16 protein-coding genes are annotated in these 20,810 nt (G+C 71.8%); 8 read left to right on the top strand and 8 right to left on the bottom strand.

Going from position 1 to position 20,810, the window contains the following annotated elements; translation table 11 throughout:
• Window positions 1-28: 28 nt before the first annotated feature.
• The 6 genes from folE to dacB form a co-directional block, all read right to left on the bottom strand.
• Window positions 29-652, bottom strand: a complete 624-nt coding sequence (gene folE / locus LUU90_RS20080; protein ID WP_275005640.1) for a GTP cyclohydrolase I FolE — start codon at window positions 650-652, stop codon at window positions 29-31.
• Window positions 653-695: 43 nt separating this feature from the next.
• Complete coding sequence (gene ftsH, locus LUU90_RS20075) at window positions 696-2,732, bottom strand: ATP-dependent zinc metalloprotease FtsH (RefSeq protein ID WP_275005639.1); 2,037 nt, start codon at window positions 2,730-2,732, stop codon at window positions 696-698.
• 185 nt (window positions 2,733-2,917) lie between these two features.
• The gene (hpt, locus tag LUU90_RS20070) at window positions 2,918-3,472 is read right to left on the bottom strand and encodes a hypoxanthine phosphoribosyltransferase (RefSeq protein ID WP_274994952.1); all 555 of its coding nucleotides are present in this window, start codon (window positions 3,470-3,472) and stop codon (window positions 2,918-2,920) included.
• Window positions 3,473-3,475: 3 nt separating this feature from the next.
• A complete protein-coding gene (locus LUU90_RS20065) occupies window positions 3,476-4,705 on the bottom strand; it encodes a tRNA lysidine(34) synthetase (protein WP_275005638.1) in 1,230 nt (409 codons plus the stop codon).
• 49 nt (window positions 4,706-4,754) lie between these two features.
• Window positions 4,755-5,831 carry a zinc-dependent metalloprotease gene (locus tag LUU90_RS20060; protein ID WP_275005637.1) on the bottom strand — a complete coding sequence of 359 codons (1,077 nt, stop codon included), beginning with the start codon at window positions 5,829-5,831 and terminating at the stop codon, window positions 4,755-4,757.
• Between the two features lie 33 nt (window positions 5,832-5,864).
• Complete coding sequence (gene dacB / locus LUU90_RS20055; protein WP_275005636.1) at window positions 5,865-7,316, bottom strand: D-alanyl-D-alanine carboxypeptidase/D-alanyl-D-alanine endopeptidase; 1,452 nt, start codon at window positions 7,314-7,316, stop codon at window positions 5,865-5,867.
• Window positions 7,317-7,572: 256 nt separating this feature from the next.
• Here dacB and LUU90_RS20050 point away from each other — a divergent pair, with 256 nt between their 5' ends.
• Window positions 7,573-8,073 carry an inorganic diphosphatase gene (locus LUU90_RS20050; RefSeq protein WP_108493354.1) on the top strand — a complete coding sequence of 167 codons (501 nt, stop codon included), beginning with the start codon at window positions 7,573-7,575 and terminating at the stop codon, window positions 8,071-8,073.
• 95 nt (window positions 8,074-8,168) lie between these two features.
• Here LUU90_RS20050 and LUU90_RS20045 read toward each other — a convergent pair whose 3' ends face one another.
• On the bottom strand, window positions 8,169-9,554 hold the full coding sequence (locus LUU90_RS20045; RefSeq protein WP_275005635.1) for an NlpC/P60 family protein: 1,386 nt from the start codon (window positions 9,552-9,554) through the stop codon (window positions 8,169-8,171).
• Between the two features lie 422 nt (window positions 9,555-9,976).
• On the opposite strand from LUU90_RS20045, the gene LUU90_RS20040 reads away from it, so the two are divergent.
• From LUU90_RS20040 to LUU90_RS20010, 7 genes are all read left to right on the top strand, one after another.
• Window positions 9,977-11,314 (top strand): bifunctional o-acetylhomoserine/o-acetylserine sulfhydrylase, encoded by a 1,338-nt coding sequence (locus LUU90_RS20040; protein ID WP_275005634.1) that lies wholly within the window; start codon window positions 9,977-9,979, stop codon window positions 11,312-11,314.
• Between the two features lie 74 nt (window positions 11,315-11,388).
• Window positions 11,389-12,675, top strand: a complete 1,287-nt coding sequence (metX, locus tag LUU90_RS20035) for a homoserine O-acetyltransferase MetX (RefSeq protein ID WP_425596272.1) — start codon at window positions 11,389-11,391, stop codon at window positions 12,673-12,675.
• 40 nt (window positions 12,676-12,715) lie between these two features.
• A complete protein-coding gene (locus tag LUU90_RS20030; RefSeq protein WP_275005633.1) occupies window positions 12,716-13,141 on the top strand; it encodes a VOC family protein in 426 nt (141 codons plus the stop codon).
• A gap of 90 nt (window positions 13,142-13,231) precedes the next feature.
• Window positions 13,232-14,473 carry a YncE family protein gene (locus tag LUU90_RS20025; RefSeq protein WP_275005632.1) on the top strand — a complete coding sequence of 414 codons (1,242 nt, stop codon included), beginning with the start codon at window positions 13,232-13,234 and terminating at the stop codon, window positions 14,471-14,473.
• A gap of 9 nt (window positions 14,474-14,482) precedes the next feature.
• Window positions 14,483-15,442, top strand: a complete 960-nt coding sequence (locus tag LUU90_RS20020) for a zinc-binding dehydrogenase (RefSeq protein WP_275005631.1) — start codon at window positions 14,483-14,485, stop codon at window positions 15,440-15,442.
• A gap of 189 nt (window positions 15,443-15,631) precedes the next feature.
• The gene (locus LUU90_RS20015; protein ID WP_275005630.1) at window positions 15,632-17,317 is read left to right on the top strand and encodes a discoidin domain-containing protein; all 1,686 of its coding nucleotides are present in this window, start codon (window positions 15,632-15,634) and stop codon (window positions 17,315-17,317) included.
• 29 nt (window positions 17,318-17,346) lie between these two features.
• Window positions 17,347-18,462 carry a LacI family DNA-binding transcriptional regulator gene (locus LUU90_RS20010; RefSeq protein ID WP_425596271.1) on the top strand — a complete coding sequence of 372 codons (1,116 nt, stop codon included), beginning with the start codon at window positions 17,347-17,349 and terminating at the stop codon, window positions 18,460-18,462.
• Window positions 18,463-18,642: 180 nt separating this feature from the next.
• Here LUU90_RS20010 and LUU90_RS20005 read toward each other — a convergent pair whose 3' ends face one another.
• Complete coding sequence (locus LUU90_RS20005; protein ID WP_275005628.1) at window positions 18,643-20,715, bottom strand: hypothetical protein; 2,073 nt, start codon at window positions 20,713-20,715, stop codon at window positions 18,643-18,645.
• Window positions 20,716-20,810: the final 95 nt, after the last annotated feature.

The following is a 20,810-nucleotide window of genomic DNA, read 5'->3' as shown; positions in this document are numbered from 1 at the left end:
GTGGGATGGCGCACGGTGGGGAGCACCGTCACTTCCCGAGGATGAGGCTCATCGCCTCGGCTCGCGTGGCGCCGTCGCGCATGACGCCGCGCACCGCGGAGGTGATGGTCCGCGAGCCGGGCTTGCGCACACCACGCATCGACATGCACAGGTGCTCGCACTGGACCACCACGAGCACGCCGCGGGGCTCGAGGATCTCCACGAGGGAGTCCGCGATCTGCGTGGTCATCCGCTCCTGCACCTGCGGTCGGCGCGCGAAGACCTCGACCAGGCGGGCCAGCTTGCTCAGCCCCGTGATGCGGCCGTCCACGTTGGGGATGTACCCCACGTGCGCCACACCGTGGAACGGCACGAGGTGGTGCTCGCAGGTCGAGTACACCTCGATGTCCTTGACCAGCACCATCTCCTCGTGGCCGAGGTCGAAGGTAGTGGTCAGGACGTCCTCGGGCTCCTGCCGCAGGCCGGCGAAGATCTCCCGGTACGCCCGGGCGACGCGGGCCGGCGTCTCCCGCAGGCCCTCGCGCTCGGGGTCCTCGCCGACGGCGAGGAGGAGTTCCCGTACTGCCGCCTCGGCCCGTGCGGCGTCGTACGGCGGGATGTCCGCCGCACGACGCACGGGCGCCGACAGGGGATGGGGTGACCCGTCGGTCATCGTGGTGCTCCGGTCTTCGTCGCTGCCCGGTCGTTCGTCATTGCTAGTTCGGCGGATCCGTGGGCGTCACCGACGGCGGAGCCGTGTCCAGCACCGCCTCGTCCTGCGGCACGGTGGAGTGCCCGTTCTGGGCCGCCAGCTCCTTGGGGGTGAGGACAGGGCCCCGCGTGTGCACGGTGCGCTGTTCGCTGGAGAGCCAGACGTCGCGCGCCGCGCGCTTCTCGACCGGTGCGAAGACCTCGGCCAGCTCGTGCTGGTTGAGCGTCTCCTTGTCGAGCAGGCGCAGCACCAGCTCGTCGAGCACGTCGCGGTGCTGGGTCAGCACCTCCCACGCCTCGTCGTGCGCCGCCTCGACGAGCTTGCGCACCTCGGCGTCGATGGTGCTCGCGACCGACTCGGAGTAGTCCCGCTCGTGCCCGTAGTCGCGGCCCAGGAACGGCTCGCCGGCGCTCGTACCGAGCTTGATGGCACCGACGGCGTCGCTCATGCCGTACTCGGTGACCATCTTGCGGGCGATGGCCGAAGCCTTCTCGATGTCGTTCGAGGCGCCGGTCGTCGGATCGTGGAACACGATCTCCTCGGCCACGCGGCCGCCCATCGCGTAGGCGAGCTGGTCCAGCAGCTCGTTGCGCGTGGTCGAGTACTTGTCCTCGAGCGGCATCACCATGGTGTAGCCCAGCGCGCGACCGCGCGGCAGGATCGTCACCTTGGTCACGGGGTCCGTGTAGCGCATCGCCGCGGCGACGAGGGCGTGCCCGCCCTCGTGGTACGCCGTGATCTTCTGCTCCTTGACGTTCATGACGCGCGTGCGCTTCTGGGGGCCGGCCACGACACGGTCGATGGCCTCGTCCAGGGCACGGTCGTCGATGAGTTGTGCGCCGCTGCGCGCGGTGAGCAGCGCGGCCTCGTTGAGCACGTTCGCCAGGTCCGCACCGGTGAAACCGGGCGTGCGGCGGGCGACCGCCTCGAGGTCGACTTCCGGCACCATCGGCTTGCCCTGCGCGTGCACGTTGAGGATCGCCTCGCGGCCCTTGAGGTCGGGGGCCTCCACGGCGACCTGGCGGTCGAAGCGCCCCGGGCGCAGCAGCGCCGGGTCGAGGATGTCGGGACGGTTGGTCGCGGCGATCAGGATGACGTTCGTCTTGACGTCGAAGCCGTCCATCTCGACGAGCATCTGGTTCAGCGTCTGCTCGCGCTCGTCGTGCCCGCCACCCATACCCGCACCGCGGTGCCGGCCGACGGCGTCGATCTCGTCCACGAAGATGATCGCCGGCGAGTTCTGCTTGGCCTGCTCGAACAGGTCGCGCACCCGGCTGGCGCCCACGCCGACGAACATCTCGACGAAGTCGGAGCCGGAGATGGAGTAGAACGGCACGCCGGCCTCACCCGCGACGGCGCGCGCGATCAGCGTCTTACCCGTGCCGGGAGGGCCGTACAGCAGCACGCCCTTGGGGATCTTGGCGCCGACGGCCTGGAACTTGGCCGGCTCGGCGAGGAACTCCTTGATCTCCTGGAGCTCCTCCACCGCCTCGTCCGCGCCCGCGACGTCGGCGAAGGTCACCTGCGGGGTGTCCTTGCTGGCCAGCTTGGCCTTGGACTTGCCGAAGCCCATGACCCGGTTGCCGCCGCCCTGGGCCCGCGAGAGCAGGAACCAGAACACGACACCGATCAGCAGGAACGGGATCAGCACGGACAGCATGGAGGACCAGAAGCTGGGCTGCGGGACCTCCGAGTTGAAGCCATCGGCCGGGTCGGCCTTCACGATGGCGTCCTCGACCCGCTCGCCCTGGGGCAGCGTGTAGAAGAACTCGACGGTCGTGCCCTTGTCGACCTCCTCGGCGTCCGCACCCTCGCCCTCGGTCACGGAGTACGCCTCGGAGAGCTCCAGCTCGACCCGCTGCTCGCCGTCGACCATCAGGGCGTGCTCGACCGTGCTGCCCTCGAGCAGCTCGATGCCCTGCGACGTCTCGATTCGCGAGACATTGGGCTGGTTCAGCGCCGAGATGGCCAGCGTCACCACGATCAGGGCCACCAGGATCCAGATGAATGGCCCACTCAGAAGCTTTTTGATGTTCTTCATCGGCGACGGGGACCGAGCCCCGTTTCCCTCCGCTCGCGCAGTATGTTTCCGTCGAAACTACATGGTCTCCCTGACAGGAGCCCCGAGTGTTCGCCCAGAGCATGTGATGCCTGGGCCACACCTCGCCCAGACGTGACGAACCGCCCGGGACGGGCTTGCCGCGGCGTCGAGCGGTGCTGAGGAGATCAGCCGCCGTAGACGTGCGGTGCCAGGGTGGCAACGAACGGCAGGTTCCGATAGTTCTCGGCGTAGTCGAGGCCGTAGCCCACGACGAACTCGTTGGGGATGTCGTACCCCAGGTACTTCACGTCGACGTCGGCCTGCGCGGCGTCCGGCTTGCGCAGCATCGCGGCGATCTCGACGGACTCGGGGCCACGCGAGCGCAGGTTCGACACCAGCCAGGACAGGGTCAGGCCCGAGTCGATGATGTCCTCGACGATGATCACGTTGCGGCCCGTCAGGTCCGCGTCGAGGTCCTTGAGGATGCGCACGACGCCGGAGGACTTGGTCCCCGAGCCGTATGACGACACCGCCATCCAGTCCATCTGGACCTGGTGGTGGAGCCGGCGCGACAGGTCGGCCATGACCATGACCGCGCCCTTGAGCACGCCGACCAGGAGGAGGTCCTTGCCCGCGTAGTCCGCGTCGATCTGGGCTGCCAGCTCGTCGAGCTTCTTGGTGAGCTGCTCCTCGGAGAGCAGGATCTCTGCGAGGTCGGGTCCGACGTCGGACTGGTCCACGAGTTACTCCTGAGTTGTGCTGGGGGGCTGGACGCCGGTCCCACCGTCCGAGATACCGGTCGGCGCGGCGCGCAGGAAAAGACTGCCACACGCGCGACGGGCCCGTGCGCCGCCCGGGAGGTGGACGGGGCCCTGACCGCTCCATGACACGACGAGAGCGTCCAGCGCGTCGACGTGCCGCGTGGTGGTGTCCGTGGGCCTGCAGCCCACGGCGAGGGCGGCGAGCCGGAGTGCCCGACGCCGGAGCGCGGGGTGGGCCTGCTCCAGCACGCCGACGTCCAGCACGCCGACGTCGAGGGCGTGCTCGGCGTCGGCGGGCACCCGGGCGCGCTCCAGGAGCTCACGGGCGAGTGCGTCGAGCAGGTCGGCGTCGTCCCGGAGCTGGTCGGCGCTGCGTCCGAGGGCCTCGACGACGCCCGGGCCCAGCGTCTCCTCCAGCACGGGCAGCACCCGCCCCCGTACCTGGGAGCGCAGCGGCGTGAACGGCTCCCCGGGTCGCTGCGTCGCCGCACCCTGACCGGACCGGGGCGGCACGTCGCCGTCGGGCAGCAGGTTCGTCGGGTCCGTCCAGAACTCCAGGCCCGACGCCGCACACACCGCCTCCGTCTGCGCCCGCCGCAGCCCGAGGAACGGCCGGTGGAAGATCCCCCGCGCGCGAGGCATCCCGGCGAGCGACCGGGCACCGGCGCCGCGAGCCAGCCCGAGCAGCACCTGTTCCGCCTGATCGTCGAGGGTGTGCCCCAGCAGCACGAGCGCGGCCCCGGTCTCCTCCGCCACGGCCACCAGCTGGGCGTAGCGGGCATCCCGGGCGGCCGCCTCAGGTCCGCCTCCGCCGAACGTAGGCCGAGTCGCTTCATGAGCGCCCATAGCGCGATCAGGCCTACGTTCGGCGGCACCATCTACGTCGGCCGCGGGCGTCAGCCACTCCGCGCGCCGGACCACTACCGGGGCGAGGCCCAGAGCACGGCACTGCGCCGCGGCCTGCGCGGCGACGTCGGCGGACCCGTCCTGGAGGCCGTGGTCCACCACGACCGCCCCCGCCCGCACGGTGTACCCGCGAGACCGTACCGAGCGCCCGACCCGCCGGGCCTCGAACGCGACGGCGGCGGCGAGCGCGAGGCTGTCGGCGCCACCGGAGCAGGCGACCAGCACGAGATCATCCGGTGCCAGCGGGGCGAGCACCGGCCGCACCGCGTTCCGTGCCGCCGCGACGGCGGGATCGACACGGGCCACGGTCAGGCGCTCCCGGTGCCCGACGGCGGGAGCCGTACGGCGCCGGACCTCATCCGTGCACCCGGCGCACCCAGGCGCGCGGGTCGGCGATCTCCCGAGCGGTCGGCAGGTTCTCGGGGGCGGCCCACACGGCGTTGAGCCCGTCGCGTCCTACCGCCCGCTCCACCGCACGCACGAACACGGCACCGTCGCGGTATTGGGCGAGCTTCGCGTCCATGCCCAGCAGCTTCTGCACCACGACGTCGAAGGTGGTGCGCCCCTCGCCGTCACGACGGCGCTCGAACCGCGCGCGGATGCGCCGCACCGACGGGACCACCCGCGGCCCGACGGCGTCCATCATCACGTCCGCGTGCCCCTCCAGGAGCGCCATGACCGCGGTGATGTCGGCCAGCTCGTCCTTCTGCTCGTGCGTGAGCATGCCGTCGATGATGGTGCCGTTCTCGCCGCGCAGCGTGGCGAGAACGTTCCGGCCGATGGTGATGATCTTCTTGTCGAACCGGGCCTTGGCGAGCTCCGCCGACGTGCGGGCCATCCCGGTGACCAGGCCCTGCGTGCGGCCGCTGAGGTGCCCCGCGAGCCATGGCGCCGCGGCGAACTGTAGAGCGTGCGTCTGCTCGTGCAGGCAGACCCACAACCGGAAGTCGCGCGCCGGGACACGCAGCGCCGCCTCGGCCTGCAGCACGTTGGGCGCCACGAGGAGGAGCCGGCCCGGGCCCGAGTACGGGTCGAACTGGCCCAGCACCCGGCCGCTGAGGAGGGCGAGGACCGCCCCGATCTCGGCGGCGCCCGCCATCTGGGCGCCGGGCGAGGTGGCCCCCTTGGAGATCTCGGCGACGACCGCCCCGATGCCGTCGGTCATCGCCGCCATGGACTGCGTGTTCGCGCGCGCCCAGGACGCCCGGTCCACGACGACGACCGGGCTCAGCCCCAGGCCGCCGTCGGCCGGCAGCATGCGCGTCGTCTCGAGCACGTGTCCGACGGCGTCTCCTGCCGCGCTGCGCAGGCCGCTCACCAGGGAGTCGAGCTCGTCCCGTGGTGCCTGCGGCCCGGGCGCCGCGAGGCGCCCGGCGATCTGTGCTGCCGCCGACCAGTCGACGACCTGCGGGGCGGTGGAGGCCTGGGTCACCGGACCACGGTAACCGTCCCGGCGTGCGGCACGTCAGCCCTGGACCGAGTACGCCGCCAGGTCACCCACGAAGCTGTCGTAGATCCATGTCGCGCCGACGGTCTTGTTGGCGGGGATCGAGTCGGCGAGGACCGAGAAGACGAGCAGCCGGTCGTCAGCGGTGACCACCGTGCCGGCGAGCGCCCGCACCTTGGGGAGGCTGCCGGTCTTGGCCCGCGCCAGGCCCCGGGCCGCGTTGGTCCCGGTGAACCGGCCGTGGCTGCTGTCGAGCGTGCCCGACAGGCCCGCGATCGGCATGCCCACCGCCTCGCTGCGCAGCTGCGGTTGCCCGGGGTCGACCATGACCGCGAGCAGGTCCACGAGCTGCTGCGAGCTCAGGTACGAGCCGTCGGCGAGCCCCGAGCAGTCGCGCAGGCGGGCACCGCTCATGTCGACGCCGAGCTTCTTCGCGCTCGCGATCACCGCCTGCGTGGCGCCGTCGTTCGAGCCGGGCAGGCCTGCGTCCACCGCGACGAGCCGCCCGAGCACCTCGGTGATCGTGTTGTCGGAGTACTGCATGGCGAACCCGACCACGTCCGCGAGCGGTGCGGAGCTGACCTGGCCGAGCACGCGGGCGTCGTCCGGCGCGCTCTCGTCGATCACCGCGCCGGCGGTCTCGAGGCCCTCGGCCTCCAGCGCCGCGGAGAAGACCTCCGCGGCGTACTTGCCAGGGTCGGACGCGCGGGGTCCGTTGTCGGTGTACCCGTCGGACAGCAGGCCGACGTTGATGCCGACGGACGAGACGGGCGCCACGTAACCGGCCGCGATGTCCGGGCTCGCCACGGTGGGGGCGATGTCCTCACCGGTGAAGAGCGTGTCGTCGAGCGCCACCCGTACCTCGGTGGTGCCCGTCAGCTTCACCTTGGAGGCGACCTGCTGCGCGAGGTCGGCGAGGCCGGCCCGTCCGTTCACCGCGTCCGGGTCGCCCTCGCCCGCCGAGAGCATCATGTCGCCACCGCCGACCAGGACCACCGTGTTGTCGTCGACGAGGACCGCCTTGGTGTCCAGCGTGGAGCTCGCGATGGACGAGGAGAGCGCCGCGACGCCCGTGAAGAGCTTCTGCGTGGAGGCCGGGGTCATGAGCTTGTCCGGGCTCGACGAGCCGAGCACGTCACCGGTCCGGCCGTCGGACACCACGACGCCGACGCGGGAGCCCAGCCGCTTGTCCTTGGCCAGGCCGGTCACCAGGCGCTGCATCTCGACGCTGTCCGGGACCGGCGCGTCCTCGGGGAGGCTCTCCAGGAGCGCGGCCGGCGCGGGTCCGTCGACGGCGCCGGGCGCGGACGGGAAGGGGCTGGGCTCGGGCCACGGCTCGGCCGTGGTGAGCATGCCGGGAACGACGTCGTACGCGTCGGCGACAAGGTACCCACCGAACAGTGCGACGACCGCGGCGACGGTAGCGCCGGAGCGCAACCCCCACTCCATGGGCATCCTCTCGATCGTCACGTAAAAGCCATAGCCAACTCTAGTGGCGGCAAACCATCCGACGAGTACGGCAACGCTGATTCACGAGAAATTTCACCCGATCGCCATGCCGGTTCACGCGCGTGACGCACACGTTGCGAATTATGCCCAACGAGGAGAGTGGTGCTGACCACAGGTAACGGTCGGGACACAGGACACATGGCACACTGGACAGGCGCAAGGCCGCCGCCGCGGTAAGAACTTCGGCGACCATCTTCGAGAACTGGAGCACATCGGCGTGGAGTTCGACGTCACGATCGAGATCCCCAAGGGTCAGCGGAACAAGTACGAGGTGGATCACGAGACCGGACGCATCCGCCTCGACCGCATGCTCTTCACCTCGACGCGCTACCCGGACGACTACGGCTTCATCGAGGGCACCCTCGGCGAGGACGGCGACCCCCTGGACGCACTGGTCCTGCTGGAGGAGCCCACGTTCCCGGGCTGCCTGATCAAGTGCCGCGCACTGGGCATGTTCCGCATGCGCGACGAGGCAGGCGGCGACGACAAGGTGCTGTGCGTGCCCACGGGCGACCAGCGCGCGGCGTGGCGCCAGGACATCGACGATGTCTCGGACTTCCACCGCCTGGAGATCCAGCACTTCTTCGAGGTCTACAAGGACCTCGAGCCGGGCAAGTCCGTCGAGGGGGCCCACTGGGTGGGCCGCTCCGACGCCGAGGCCGAGATCGTTCGCTCGATCCAGCGCGCCAAGGACACCGGCTACTACGACAAGCACTGACGCCTGTCACACCAGAACATCTCGGACGCCCAGGTCACTTCGGTGACCTGGGCGTCTGACCTGTAGCGGGTCGCGCGGCGGGTCCGCGTCGCAGGTCAGGGACGACCCGCGAAGGGCATGGCGCCCGAGAGCCGCAGCGGGTTCTCCGACAACGGGTGCCCCGGCAGCGTCGCCTCGATCATCATGCCGCCACCCGTGTACATCGCCACGTGGTAGATCGACGACGGCTCGTTCGGGTCAGAGCCGTAGAAGATGAGGTCGCCCGGCCGGAGCGAGCCGTAGCCCACCTTGCCGACGGCGAGGTACTGGGACCGCGACGTGCGGGTGATGTCCACACCCTGGCTCGCCCACGACATCATCGTCAGGCCCGAGCAGTCGTAGGCGGACGGTCCGGCGGCACCGAGCAGGTACGGCGCACCGATCTTGGTCCGCGCCCAGGCCACCGCACCGATCCCGAGCCCTTCCGACCCCACTGCGACCCCCGAGGTCGGCGGGCCGACGGGCGCGGGCCGCGGGGCCGGCGCAGGGGCAGGGGCAGGCGCAGGGGCGGAGCCGCCAGAGCTGCCAGAGCCGCCGTCGTCCGCGGCCGTCTCGTCCGGCCGCTCCGCGCGGGCCCCGCCCGGGGCCACCGCGTCGATCTGGGCCTCCTGCTGCCGCTCGAGCTCCGCCCTCGCCTCCGTCTCACGGGCGGCCTCCGCCGCGGCCGCCCGCGCCGCCTCCCGCTCGCGCTCGATGGTGACGCTGGTCTGCCGCAGCTGCGCGAGGCGCTCGACCAGCGCCTGACGCTCCGCCTCGGCGGCCCGGGTGCGCACCTCGAGGTCGTCCGCCGCGGTCCGGGCGGCGTCGAACGCCGCCTTCGCCTGGTCGGCGGCGGCGTCCCGCTGCTTCTTCGCGGCGTTCCACCGGGCGTCGGCGGACTCGGACGACGCGCGCGCCTCCTGGTACTCGACCATCGCCCCGCCGAGCTTGCGCTGCACCGCCCGCTCAGCGGCGCTGCGGCCGACCATGTCGGGAACCGACTCGGCCTCGAAGGCGATACCCAGCGAGCCCAGGCCTGAATCGCGCGCCGACGCCCGGTACACCTCCGCCAGGCCGGCCCGCGCCGTCACCTCGCCCGCGTGCGCCTTCTTCGCGGCGGCGCGCGCGGAGGCCACCTCCTGCTCGGCCTCCTCGACGGCTTGCTGCGCCTCCGCGTAGTCGGCAGCGGCCACCTGGACGCGGACCTGGGCCGCCTCGAGCTCCGACCGGAGCGAGACGAGCGCGGCCTCCGCCTGCTGGACGTCCAGCGTGCCCGCGGCGACCGCGTCACGAGCGGCGCTGACCTCCGCGGCGGACGGCGGATCCACGGGCGGGTCCGCCTCGGCGGCCGGGCCCCACGGGATCACCAGACCGAGCGCGAGCACCGTGGCGCCCAGCGCGCGGAACGCCAGCAACCCGCCATGGCCGTGCCTCGACTCGTCCAGATCTCGGATCCGTCCCATGATCCCCTTCCCGATCAGCGCTGCCTACGGCGTGTCGCCTTGCGCAGATCCTGTGAATCACTTCCGTGTCACGGTCCAATGTGACCCAGCGTGCCGTTTCGCGCGACCGGAGCGCCCGCGGTCCGGCAGGAGCAGGCACCGTGCACCCGGACAGCCGCGTCTCATTTCCGCATCTCACGATCTAAGACACGGGTATCGTCGCGCCCGGTCCGCGTCTACGGTCTCAACCATGACTCGTCGAATGTGTAGTTGCTGAACAAGCGCACGTTCGCCTGCTCTCGGCCTCTTCCGGCCGACTCCCGCGTGCGCGCCACCCCGCCGCGGACCCACCTCCTGATGCGCAGGCCCCATGGGGCACGCCGCGGCACGTCTCGGTCAGTCCGCCAGAAGCACGTCCCCCGCAACGAGGAAGCAGGAGAGCCATGACTCAGCCCCAGTGGTCGTTCGAGACCCGCCAGATCCACGCCGGCCAGGAGCCGGACCCCACCACGGGCGCACGCGCCCTGCCGATCTACCAGACGACGTCGTTCGTGTTCCCCGACGCCGGCGTGGCAGCCGATCGGTTCGCGCTCAAGGACCTCGGCCCGATCTACACGCGCATCGGCAATCCCACGCAGCAGGTCGTGGAGGACCGGCTCGCGAGCCTCGAGGGCGGCGTCGGCGCGCTCCTCGTGGCCTCCGGCCAGGCCGCGGAGTCTCTCGCGATCCTCAACCTCGCCGAGGCGGGCGACCACATCGTCGCCTCCGCGAGCCTCTACGGCGGCACGTACAACCTGCTCCACCACACGCTGCCGAAGTTCGGGATCGAGACCACGTTCGTGGACGACCCGCACGACCTCGACGCGTGGCGCGCCGCCGTCCGGCCGAACACGAAGGCGTTCTTCGGGGAGACGATCCCCAACCCGCGCTCCGACGTGCTCGACATCGAGGGCGTCGCGGCGGCAGCACACGCGGCCGGCGTCCCGCTGATCGTGGACAACACCGTCGCCACGCCGTACCTGATCCGCCCGTTCGAACACGGTGCCGACATCGTCGTCCACTCGGCGACCAAGTACCTGGGCGGTCACGGCAGCGCGATCGGCGGCGTGATCGTCGACGCCGGCACGTTCGACTTCGCCGCCGACCCGGAGCGCTTCCCCGGCTTCAACACGCCGGATCCCAGCTACAACGGCCTGGTGTTCGCGCGGGACCTCGGCGTCGGCTCGGCGCTCGGGGCGAACCTCGCGTTCGTGCTCAAGGCGCGGGTCCAGCTCCTGCGGGACCTCGGGGCGGCGATCTCGCCGTTCAACGCCTTCCTCCTCGCCCAGGGCATCGAGACGCTGTCGCTGCGGATCGAGCGGCACGTCGCCAACGCGCAGCACGTGGCGCAATGGCTGGAGGCTCGGGACGACGTCCGCGCGGTCCACTACGCGGGACTGCCGAGCTCGCCCTGGCACGCGAACGCGCAGAAGTACGCGCCGAAGGGTGCCGGAGCGGTGCTCGCCTTCGAGCTCGACGGCGGAGCCGAGGCCGGGCAGGCCTTCGTCTCGGCCCTGCAGCTGCACTCCAACGTGGCGAACATCGGCGACGTCCGATCGCTCGTGATCCACCCTGCCTCCACCACGCACTCGCAGCTCACCCAGGACGAGCAGGCGCTGTCCGGGGTCACGCCGGGCCTGGTCCGGCTCGCCGTCGGCCTGGAGAACGTGGAGGACGTGCTGGCCGACCTCGAGCTGGGCTTCACCGCGGCCAAGGGGCTGCTGAGCGAGGAGTCGAAGTAGCAGCGATGTGACGTCGCCGTCCGCGCCGGGGCCCGACCGCCCCGGGCTCACTACCCCGAGCCGCAGGAGACACCATGGCCATCACCACCCCGAGGGCCCCGCACGACGCCCCGGACCAACCGGTCCGCTCGGTGCTCGTGCCCTTCCCTGCGCCGGACGGCGCGCACGGCCGGGACGGCGGCGCGCCGCCGAGCCCTGCCGACCCCATGCAGACCTCACGCTCCCGCAGCAAGCCGCCGGTGCCCGCGAGCGGCGCCTGGCGCGAGGGTGACGACCCGGGCCATCGCCTGTTCGCCGACGTCGGTGCGTTCGACCTGGAGGCCGGCGGACGCCTGCCCGCCGTGCGCGTGGCCTACGAGACCTGGGGCACCCTGAACGCCGACGGGTCCAACGCCGTGCTGGTGCTGCACGCCCTCACGGGCGACTCGCACGTCACGGGCGAGGCAGGTCCGGGGCACGTCACCGACGGCTGGTGGGCGGACACCGTCGGCCCGGGCAAGCCCATCGACACCGACCGGTTCTTCGTGGTGGCCCCCAACGCGCTCGGTGGCTGTCAGGGCACCACCGGGCCGTCGTCCATCGCGCACGACGGGCGCCCGTGGGGCGGGCGGTTCCCGTACATCACGACGCGCGACCAGGTAGCCGTGGAGATCGCGCTGACCCGGGAGCTCGGGATCCGCTCGTGGGAGCTGGTCGTCGGCGCGTCCATGGGCGGCCTGCGCGTGCTCGAGTGGGCCCTGCTCGGGCCCGAGGCGGGCATCGAGGTGCGGAACGTCGCCGCCATCGCCACCACCGCCCAGACCGGCGGCGACCAGATCGCCTGGTCCCACCCGCAGCTCACCGCGATCCGCTTGGACCCCCGTTTCCGCGACGGCGACTACTACGACGCGGCGGACGACGACGGACCGCACGCCGGCCTGGGCGTCGCACGCCAGATCGCGCACACGACCTACCGGACGAGCTACGAGCTGGACCGTCGCTTCGGCCGCCTGCCGCAGGGCGGCGAGGACCCGTTCGCGGGCGGCCGGTTCGCCGTGCAGTCGTACCTGGAGCACCACGGTGACAAGCTGGCCCGCCGGTTCGACGCCAACTCCTACGTGGTGCTCACCGAGTCGATGCTCTCGCACGATCTCGGCCGCGACCGCGGTGGCGTCGAGGCGGCACTCAGCCAGATCACCGCCCGGACCCTCGTGGTGGCGGTCGACAGCGACCGCCTGTTCCCACCCGCCCAGTCGGCGCGGCTGGCACGCTGGATCCCCAGGGCTGAGCCGCTGCGGATCGTGACGAGCGACGTGGGGCACGACGGGTTCCTGGTCGAGGCCGACCAGATCGGCCCGATCGTCAGTGAGTTCCTCGGGTAACCATCGAGCAGGCCGCAGACCCCAGGTCTAGCGTGGCCGTATGGCAAAGCTCAATCCGTACCTCAGCTTCCGATCCGAGGCCAAGGCTGCCCTGGACTTCTACCAGTCCGTGCTCGGCGGTGAGCTCGACGTCAGCACGTTCGGTGGGACCCCGATGGAGGGGATGCCCACTCCCGACGAGGACAAGGACCTCGTGATGCACGGGCAGCTCGACACCCCGGGCGGCCTCACGATCATGGCGTCGGACACGCCGTCGTTCATGGAGTACGTGGCGCCCTCCGCGGGCATCACCGTCGCCCTGACCGGCGGGCCCGAGGACCACGACTACATCAAGGACGCCTACGAGAAGCTGTCCGACGGCGCGACGCCGGGGGAGCCGTTCGCGCTCGCACCGTGGGGCGACTACTACGGGCAGCTCACCGACAAGTTCGGCATCTCCTGGATGTTCGACGTCGCCGCCGGGTGACCACCGGGTGATCTTTCGTTACTGAACTCACCTCCAGTAACCTTCGTCGAGCTGGTCATCGCCGATCAGCTCGACGAAGAGGAGCGTCCAGTGACACATCGCCGTGCTCTCTCCATCCGTGCTCTCTCGATCCTGGCCTCGCTGGGCCTCGTGACGTCCGGTGCCGTCGCCGTCGCCGGACCGTCGCAGGCCGACCCGCCCCCGCAAGACGTCCTGTTCGTCGCCAACAACTGGGACGGCACGGCCTCGGTGCTGTCCTCGGGCCCCGACCTCACCCCGGTCGGCGAGATCGACGTGGTCCCCGACCGTGAGGAGCGGATGCGCGAGATCTACCGCGACCCGATCCGGCTGGCCGCCTTCCTGGTCATCCGTCAGACCGTGGGCGAGGGCCACGACCAGTTCGCCGACGACATGTACACCACGCCCGACGGCTCGTCGCTGGTGGTGTCCCGGCCGAGCTTCGCCGACGTCGTCTCCATCAGTCTCGCCACCGGCGAGGTCGAGTGGCGGTTCCCGGTGTCCGGCCTGCGCGCCGACCACATGGCCGTGTCGCCCGACGGGACCCAGGTGGCGGTCTCGGCGTCGACGGGCAAACGGGTGCACGTGCTGGACATCGAGACCGGCGCGGAGGCCGGATCGTTCCCGACCGGCGACAAGCCGCACGAGAACGTCTACACGTCGGACGGCCTGATCTGGAACATGTCGATCGGTGAGGTCAACAACAGCCTCGACGACCCGGCGCTCGACTTCCTCAAGGGCGACCGGGTCATCACGGTGGCCGACGCCGAGACGTTCGAGGTGGTGCGGGAGATCGACATGCGCGACCGGCTCGACGACGCCGGCCTGGACCACCTGTCCGACGCCGTCCGCCCGGCCACGTTCAGCCCGGACGAGTCGAAGCTCTACTTCCAGGTGTCGTACTTCGGCGGGTTCCTGGAGTACGACGTGGCGACCGACCGCATCACGCGGGTCAAGACGCTGCCGCGGGTGTTCGACGGGCGACGCACCGAGATGGTCAACGACTCACGGCACCACGGCCTGACCATGCAGCCGACGGGCGAGCACCTGTGCGTCGCCGGGACGATGGACGACTACGCCGTGGTGGTGGACCGGACGACGCTCGAGGAGGGCCCGTCGGTCGCCGTCGACAAGCCGTACTGGTCCACCGTGACCGGTGACGGCGAGGCGTGCGTGGTCTCGGAGTCGGGTGCCGACCAGGTGACCTCCATCGACTTCGGGACCGGGCAGAAGATCACGTCGGTGCCGGTGGGCGACCACCCGCAGCGGGTGCGGCTGGGTACCGTCCCTGCCGGCTGGTCCGGCGTCGGCTAGGGTCGCCAGATGCTTGCTGCCTCTGTGACCAGCTTCTCTCCGGACAGCCCGCTCGACGGCCTGGAGGTGGGTGACCGCCCTGAACCGGAAGCCACCGAGCACTGGACCACGGTGGACGTCCGGGCCGCGAGCCTGAACCACCACGACCTCTGGTCGCTGCGCGGTGTGGGCCTCAAGGAACAGCAGCTGCCGATGATCCTCGGCACCGACGCCGCGGGGGTGACGCCGGACGGCACGGAGGTGATCGTGCACGGCGTCATCGGGGCCGACGGCCACGGCGTCGGGCCGAAGGAACCGCGGTCGCTCCTCTCGGAGCGCTACCCCGGCACCCTCGCCGAGCGGGTGGCCGTACCGACGGCGAACCTCGTGCCCAAGCCGGCCGAGCTGTCGTTCGAGGAGGCCGCGTGCCTGCCGACCGCCTGGCTCACCGCCTACTCCATGCTCTTCACGGCAGGCGGGCTCGCACCGGGTGACCGCGTGCTGGTGCAGGGTGCCGGTGGCGGCCTCGCGACCGCCGCGATCATGCTCGGTACGGCGGCCGGCCTGGAGGTCTGGGTGACATCGCGCTCCGCGGAGAAGCGGGAGCGGGCCGTCGCGCTGGGCGCGGCCGGCGCCGTCGAGACCGGTGCGCGGCTGCCCGCGCGGGTCGACGCCGTGCTGGAGTCGGTGGGTCAGGCGACGTGGGCGCACTCGATCCGCTCGGTGCGCCCGGGCGGCTCGGTGCTGGTCTGCGGCGCGACGTCCGGCGACGCCCCTCCGGCGGAGCTGACGCGGATCTTCTTCCAGGAGATCCGCGTCCAGGGCGTCACCATGGGCTCGCGGGAGGACCTCGGGGCGCTCGCCCGGTTCTGCGCCCGTACCGGCGTCCGCCCGGTGATCGACGCCGAGGTGCCGCTCGCGCAGGCGGCCGACGGGCTGGCGCGGCTGAACCAGGGCGACCAGTTCGGCAAGGTCGTCGTGCGCCCCTAACCACGCCGCCAATGCCGTGCCGGACGCTCAGGTCACTGCGGTGACCTGAGCGTCCGGCCTTTACTGACAGATCTGTCAGTGAGTTCGGGGCAAACCCTTGACCTTCGGCGGGCGGGTCCGCGACAGTGTCTGAGAGAGCGCTCTCTCGCTCTTCCCCGTGCACGTCCGACGTTCGAAGGAGCACGTCAAATGCGCAAACATCTCCGCTGTCTCGTGGCCGCGGCCTCCGCCGCGTCCCTCCTCGCCCTGGGTGCGCTCACCCAGCTCCCGGTGGCGACGGCCGCCGCCGAGCCGCTCTCCCAGGGCCGTCCCGTCACCACGTCCAGCACCGAGTTCACCTGGAGCGGCGGAGCCAACGCCGTCGACGGCGACCCCGGCACCCGCTGGTCCAGCACCGCCGCCGACAACCAGTGGATCCGTGTGGACCTGGGCTCCGTCCAGGCCATCGACCGGGTGGTGCTCGACTGGGAGGCGGCGTACGCGTCCGGCTTCCGGATCGAGGTCTCGAACGACGCCAGCACCTGGTCCACCCTCTACTCGACCACCACCGGCACGGGCGGGGACCAGAACCTCGACGTCGACGGGAGCGGACGCTACCTGCGCCTGTGGGTGACGCAGCGCGCCACGCAGTGGGGCGTCTCCCTGTGGGAGCTGCAGGTGCTCGGCGCCGGTGGCACCGGGCAGCCCGGCGACACGACGCTGCTCTCGTACGGCAAGGCGGGCAGCGCCTCCAGCTCGCAGAACGACGGCACGTGCTGGCTCTGCGGCCCCGACAAGGCGTTCGACCTCGACCCGGCCAGCCGCTGGGCCGTCAACCCCGACACCGGCTGGGTGGACGAGGGCTGGATCGCCGTCGACCTCGGTGCCGCCGCGCACATCAGCAGCGTCGTGCTGCAGTGGGACCCGGCGTTCGCCACAGCCTTCGACATCGAGGTCTCCGACAACGGGACGACCTGGCGCACCGTGCACACCACCACCGGCGGCACGGGCTTCAAGCAGACCATCCCGCTCGACGCCGACGGCCGGCACGTCCGCGTGCACATGCGCGACCGGAGCGGCCCGTACGGCTACTCGCTGTGGGAGTTCCAGGTCTACGGCACCGGTGGCGCGCCCACCGCTCCCCCGGCAGAGCCCGCCGACCCGGACTTCGAGAACCTCGACCTGGTGTGGAGCGACGAGTTCGACGGCGCGGCGGGCACCCCCGCCAACGCCTCGAGGTGGACCATCGACCCCGGCCTGCCGCAGAACAACGAGCAGCAGGTCTACACCCCCAGCGGCAACGGGTTCCACGACGGCCAGGGCAACTTCGTGCTCGAGGCGCGGCGCGAGGACCGCGACGGGCGGCAGTACACGTCGCACCGCATGAACACGTCGGGCACGTTCAACACCCAGTACGGCCGGTTCGAGGCCCGGGTGAAGGTTCCCGAGGGCCGCGGCCTGTGGCCGGCGTTCTGGATGATGGGCTCCGACTTCCTCGACGGCCGCCCGTGGCCGTACAACGGCGAGATCGACATCATGGAGTTCATCGGCCAGGACCCGACACGGGCCCACTCGACGCTGCACGCCCCCGCGTACAACGGTGGCGGTGGGTACGGCGGCGGGTACACGCTGCCCGACGGCTCGAAGATCTCGGACGGTTTCCACACCTGGGCGGCCGAGTGGGACAGCAAGGGCATCCAGTTCTCCCTCGACGGTCGCGACGTCTTCTACGCCGACCGGGACACCGTCGAGTCCACGCGCGGGCCGTGGGTCTACGACCACGACTTCTACATGATCCTCAACCTCGCGGTCGGCGGTGACTGGCCCGGACCGCCGGACGCCACCACCCCATTCCCGTCGAGGATGCTCGTGGACTACGTCCGCGTCTACCAGTAACCACCGCCCTCGTTGAGTGCTGGGTATTTGTGGGTCTCGAGTCCGCAGAACCACAAATACCCAGCACTCAACGAAGGGGTATAACTGGGCGAGTGCAGAATCCTGGGTCCGGGCGGCCTACTCTCGAGGCGGTCGCCTCCGTCGCGGGAGTGTCACGCGCGACCGTTTCACGGGTGATCAACGAGGTGCCCACCGTCGACCCGGAGATCGTCGAGGTGGTGCGCCGGGCGATCGAGGAGACCGGCTACGTGCCGAACCTCGCCGCCCGGTCGCTCGTGACGCGGCGCACCGGATCAGTGGCCCTCGTGGTCTCCGAACCCCCCGAGCAGCGCTCGCCGCTGCCGTTCCTCGAACGGCTCTTCACCGACCCCTACGTGGGGCGGGTGACCGCCGGCGCACAGACGGTGCTGCGCCCCCGCGACATCCACCTCGCGATCATCCCCGCCGACCCGCCCGCGCACGACCAGGTCGTGCGATACGTGCGGCAGGGGCACGTCGACGGGGTGCTGCTCATCACGTCCAGCTCCGCGGACCCGTTGCCCGCGCGCCTCGCCGCGCTCTCCGTACCGCTGGTGCTGTCGACCCGCACCGCTCTCCCAGGGGTCGCCTGGGTCGACCTGGATCAGGCCGCCGGCGGCCGGCTCGCCGCGGCGCACCTCGCCTCGTCCGGGCGCACGCGGCTCGCCGTGGTCGCCGGGCCGTCCGACGCACCGTTCGGGCACGCCCGGCTGCAGGGGTTCCTGGACGGGGTGCGGGCCGCCGGGCTGCCAGAGCCCGAGGTCGTCACCGCCGACTTCACCCGGCCGGGCGGCGAGGCCGCGGTCCGGGCGCTGCTGGCCGCCAGGCCGGACGTCGACGGCGTCTTCGCCGCGAACGACCTCATGGCCGACGGCGTCTCGACGGCGCTCCGCACCGCGGGCCGGGAGGTACCGCGGGACGTCGCGGTCGTCGGCTTCGACGACTCGAGCGTCGCCGCGCAGGCCCATCCACCGCTGACGACGGTGCGTCAGCCCGTCGAGGACATGGCGGAGGCCATGGCGCGGCTCCTGCTGGCCGCCCTCCGGCAGGCCCAGGAGCCCGCCGGCGAGCCGGCGGGCGGCTCGGAGACGTTCATGCCCGAGCTCGTGGTGCGCGCGTCGGGCTGAGCACAGGCTCTACGGGTGTCGCCTGAGCCTGCGGTTCCGCTCCAGGCGTGTGCCTCGTTCCTGGGCCCGCACCCTGCGCTGCGCCTTCGGCTCAGGCTCTACGGGTATCCCCTGAGCCTGCGGTTCCGCTCCAGGCGCGTGCCTCGTTCCTCGGCCCGCACCCTGCGCTGCACCTTCGGCTCAGGCGAACCGGCGGGAGAACTCCTCGACGAGCGTGGGGCCGGTGTCGCCGATGCGCCACACGCTCCAGCCGTCGGCCGTGTACGAGCCCGAGGCCGCCGTGGCAGCCGAGTCCGGGTGGCGGTACCGAGCGCCGTTAGCGAGCTCGATGGCACCGTCCGGCAGGAGCATCGCCTCGAAGTGCTGGTTGCGGCGCGGACGCGACCACACGATGCGTGTGGGCGTGCCGATGCTGCGGGCCAGCGCCTCCAGGTCGGGGTCGTCCTCCTCCTCGAACAGCATCGGGGTGCTGGCCCGGATGCTCTCGCTCGGCGGCACCGGGCGCGCCGGTGCCTCGGGGGCGCTCGACGGGTACGGGTCCGCGGCGAACGCCGTCTGCCCGTAGCCGTCGTCGGGACCGGCCATGTAGCCGCCGGACTCCCAGGGGTTCGGCTCCGTGACCACCGGGGCCACGTTGTCCGCGTAGGGCGTGTACCCGGCCTGCTCGCCGTAGCCGTAGCCGTTCTGGTCGCCGTACCCGGCCGCCGGCTCAGGGGTGTAGCCGTACGGCTGCGGGGCGGGCGCGAAGCCGGACTCCGCGCGGTAGGCGGGCTCCTGGGTGTAGCGGGGCCGGGTGATGTCGAGGTCCTCGGGCTGGTTCGAGTCCGCACCGGGGTAGGCGGGCGCGTCGTCGTACGACGGCGGCTGCCACAGGTTCTCCTCCGCCGGCTGCGGCTGCTGCGGCTGCGGCACGGGCGGCGGCGGGTAGGCCGACCCCGCGGACGGCGTCGGGCCCGACGCCGGGTAGGCCGTCGGCCCGTCAGGCTGGGCCGACGCCGCGAACCGGTCGGTGCGCGAGCGTCGACGCACGGACGGCGGCGGCTCGGCGGCGGCCTCGGCCGGTGCGGCGACGTCGCCGAGCGAGGAACGGCTGGGCGCGAGCCGCGGCGGGGTGCTCGGCGTCGGGCGGGACTCCGCGCCGGGACGCACCGAGGACACCGGGGCGCTCGGCGTGCTGCCGCCGCCGGGACCGTTCGTGGGTGCCTGCGTGGCGTCGGGGGAGGTGGCGGCGGCCTGGGCGCGGCGCGCGGCGCGCGTGCCCGCCACCCGCTCGGACTTGTTGCCGGCCGTGGAACGCTCGGACGTGCTGCCGCGGGCAGCGCCACCTCGGAGGCTCGACCGCAGACCTGTCGCCGCGTTGGTCGGGCCGGAGACCGGGTTGTCGGCGAGCGGCGTCGGGTTTTCGGCGCGGACGGGCGCCTGCCGCGCGGCACGCTCGGCGCGGGACTGCGGGGCCTGCGGAGCGCGGGACTGCGGCGCCTGCGCGACGACCGGCATCTTGCCGGTGAGCGCGTAACCGACCTTGACGCCCTCCTCGAAGGCGTCCTTGGGCGCCCCGGAACCACCGGCGACCCCGCCGGTGACGCCCGTGTCCATCGAGCCGCTGACGGAACCCTCCATGGAGGCCGTGATGGTCCCGCCGATCGGCGCCGACTTGGGTGCGGGCAGGCCCGGCGGGAGGTGCACGACGAGCGGCGAGACGTCGAGGAACTTGCGGCCGTCGCTCGAGTTCACGACGCCCATCTTCAGCACCTCGACGGGCATCGTGGGCTGCCGCAGGAAGTCGACGGCGTTGAGGATCTCATCGGGCGCGTTCTGGCAGATGATGATGAGCCGAGCGCCGCTGCCGCCGTTCTTCCCCTGGGTTCGCGTGATCGGCACGCTGTCGTAGAAGGCGGCGACGTCGTGCTGGAACGAGCTCGCGCCGCCGCTGTAACGCGCGGCGAGGTCCGCCCGCGTCAGCCGGCCGGCGGCTCCGGCGTGGTCGAGTGCCTTGGCGAGGTTCTCGCGGTCGAGGTCCGCTACCAGCTCCACCACGACCGGCGAGCCTGACGCGTCGAGCGCCAGCAGGTGCGGCTCGTCCGGGCCGGAACCCTGGGCGATCGGGAACACCTCTTCACCGAGGAGCCCGTCGATGTGGGAGTCGACCACCTGGTTCGCGGTGGTCTTCAGTCCTGGTTCCGACGAACCGTTCGCGCCGTTCGTGGACGTCACGAGGAGGGGCCGCTGGGTGTCGACCTCGAACAGTGGCATCTCGTGATCTCCCGGGGTCCTGCGGCATTGGTCCGCCTTAGCCTAAAGGCCGGGGGCCGGAGACCGGAAACACGGGGGTGAAGGTGTCGTGACAG

Source organism: Promicromonospora iranensis, assembly GCF_028994775.1.
Classification (GTDB): Bacteria; Actinomycetota; Actinomycetes; order Actinomycetales; family Cellulomonadaceae; genus Promicromonospora; species Promicromonospora iranensis_A.
This window is presented reverse-complemented; position numbering and strand designations above follow the sequence as displayed.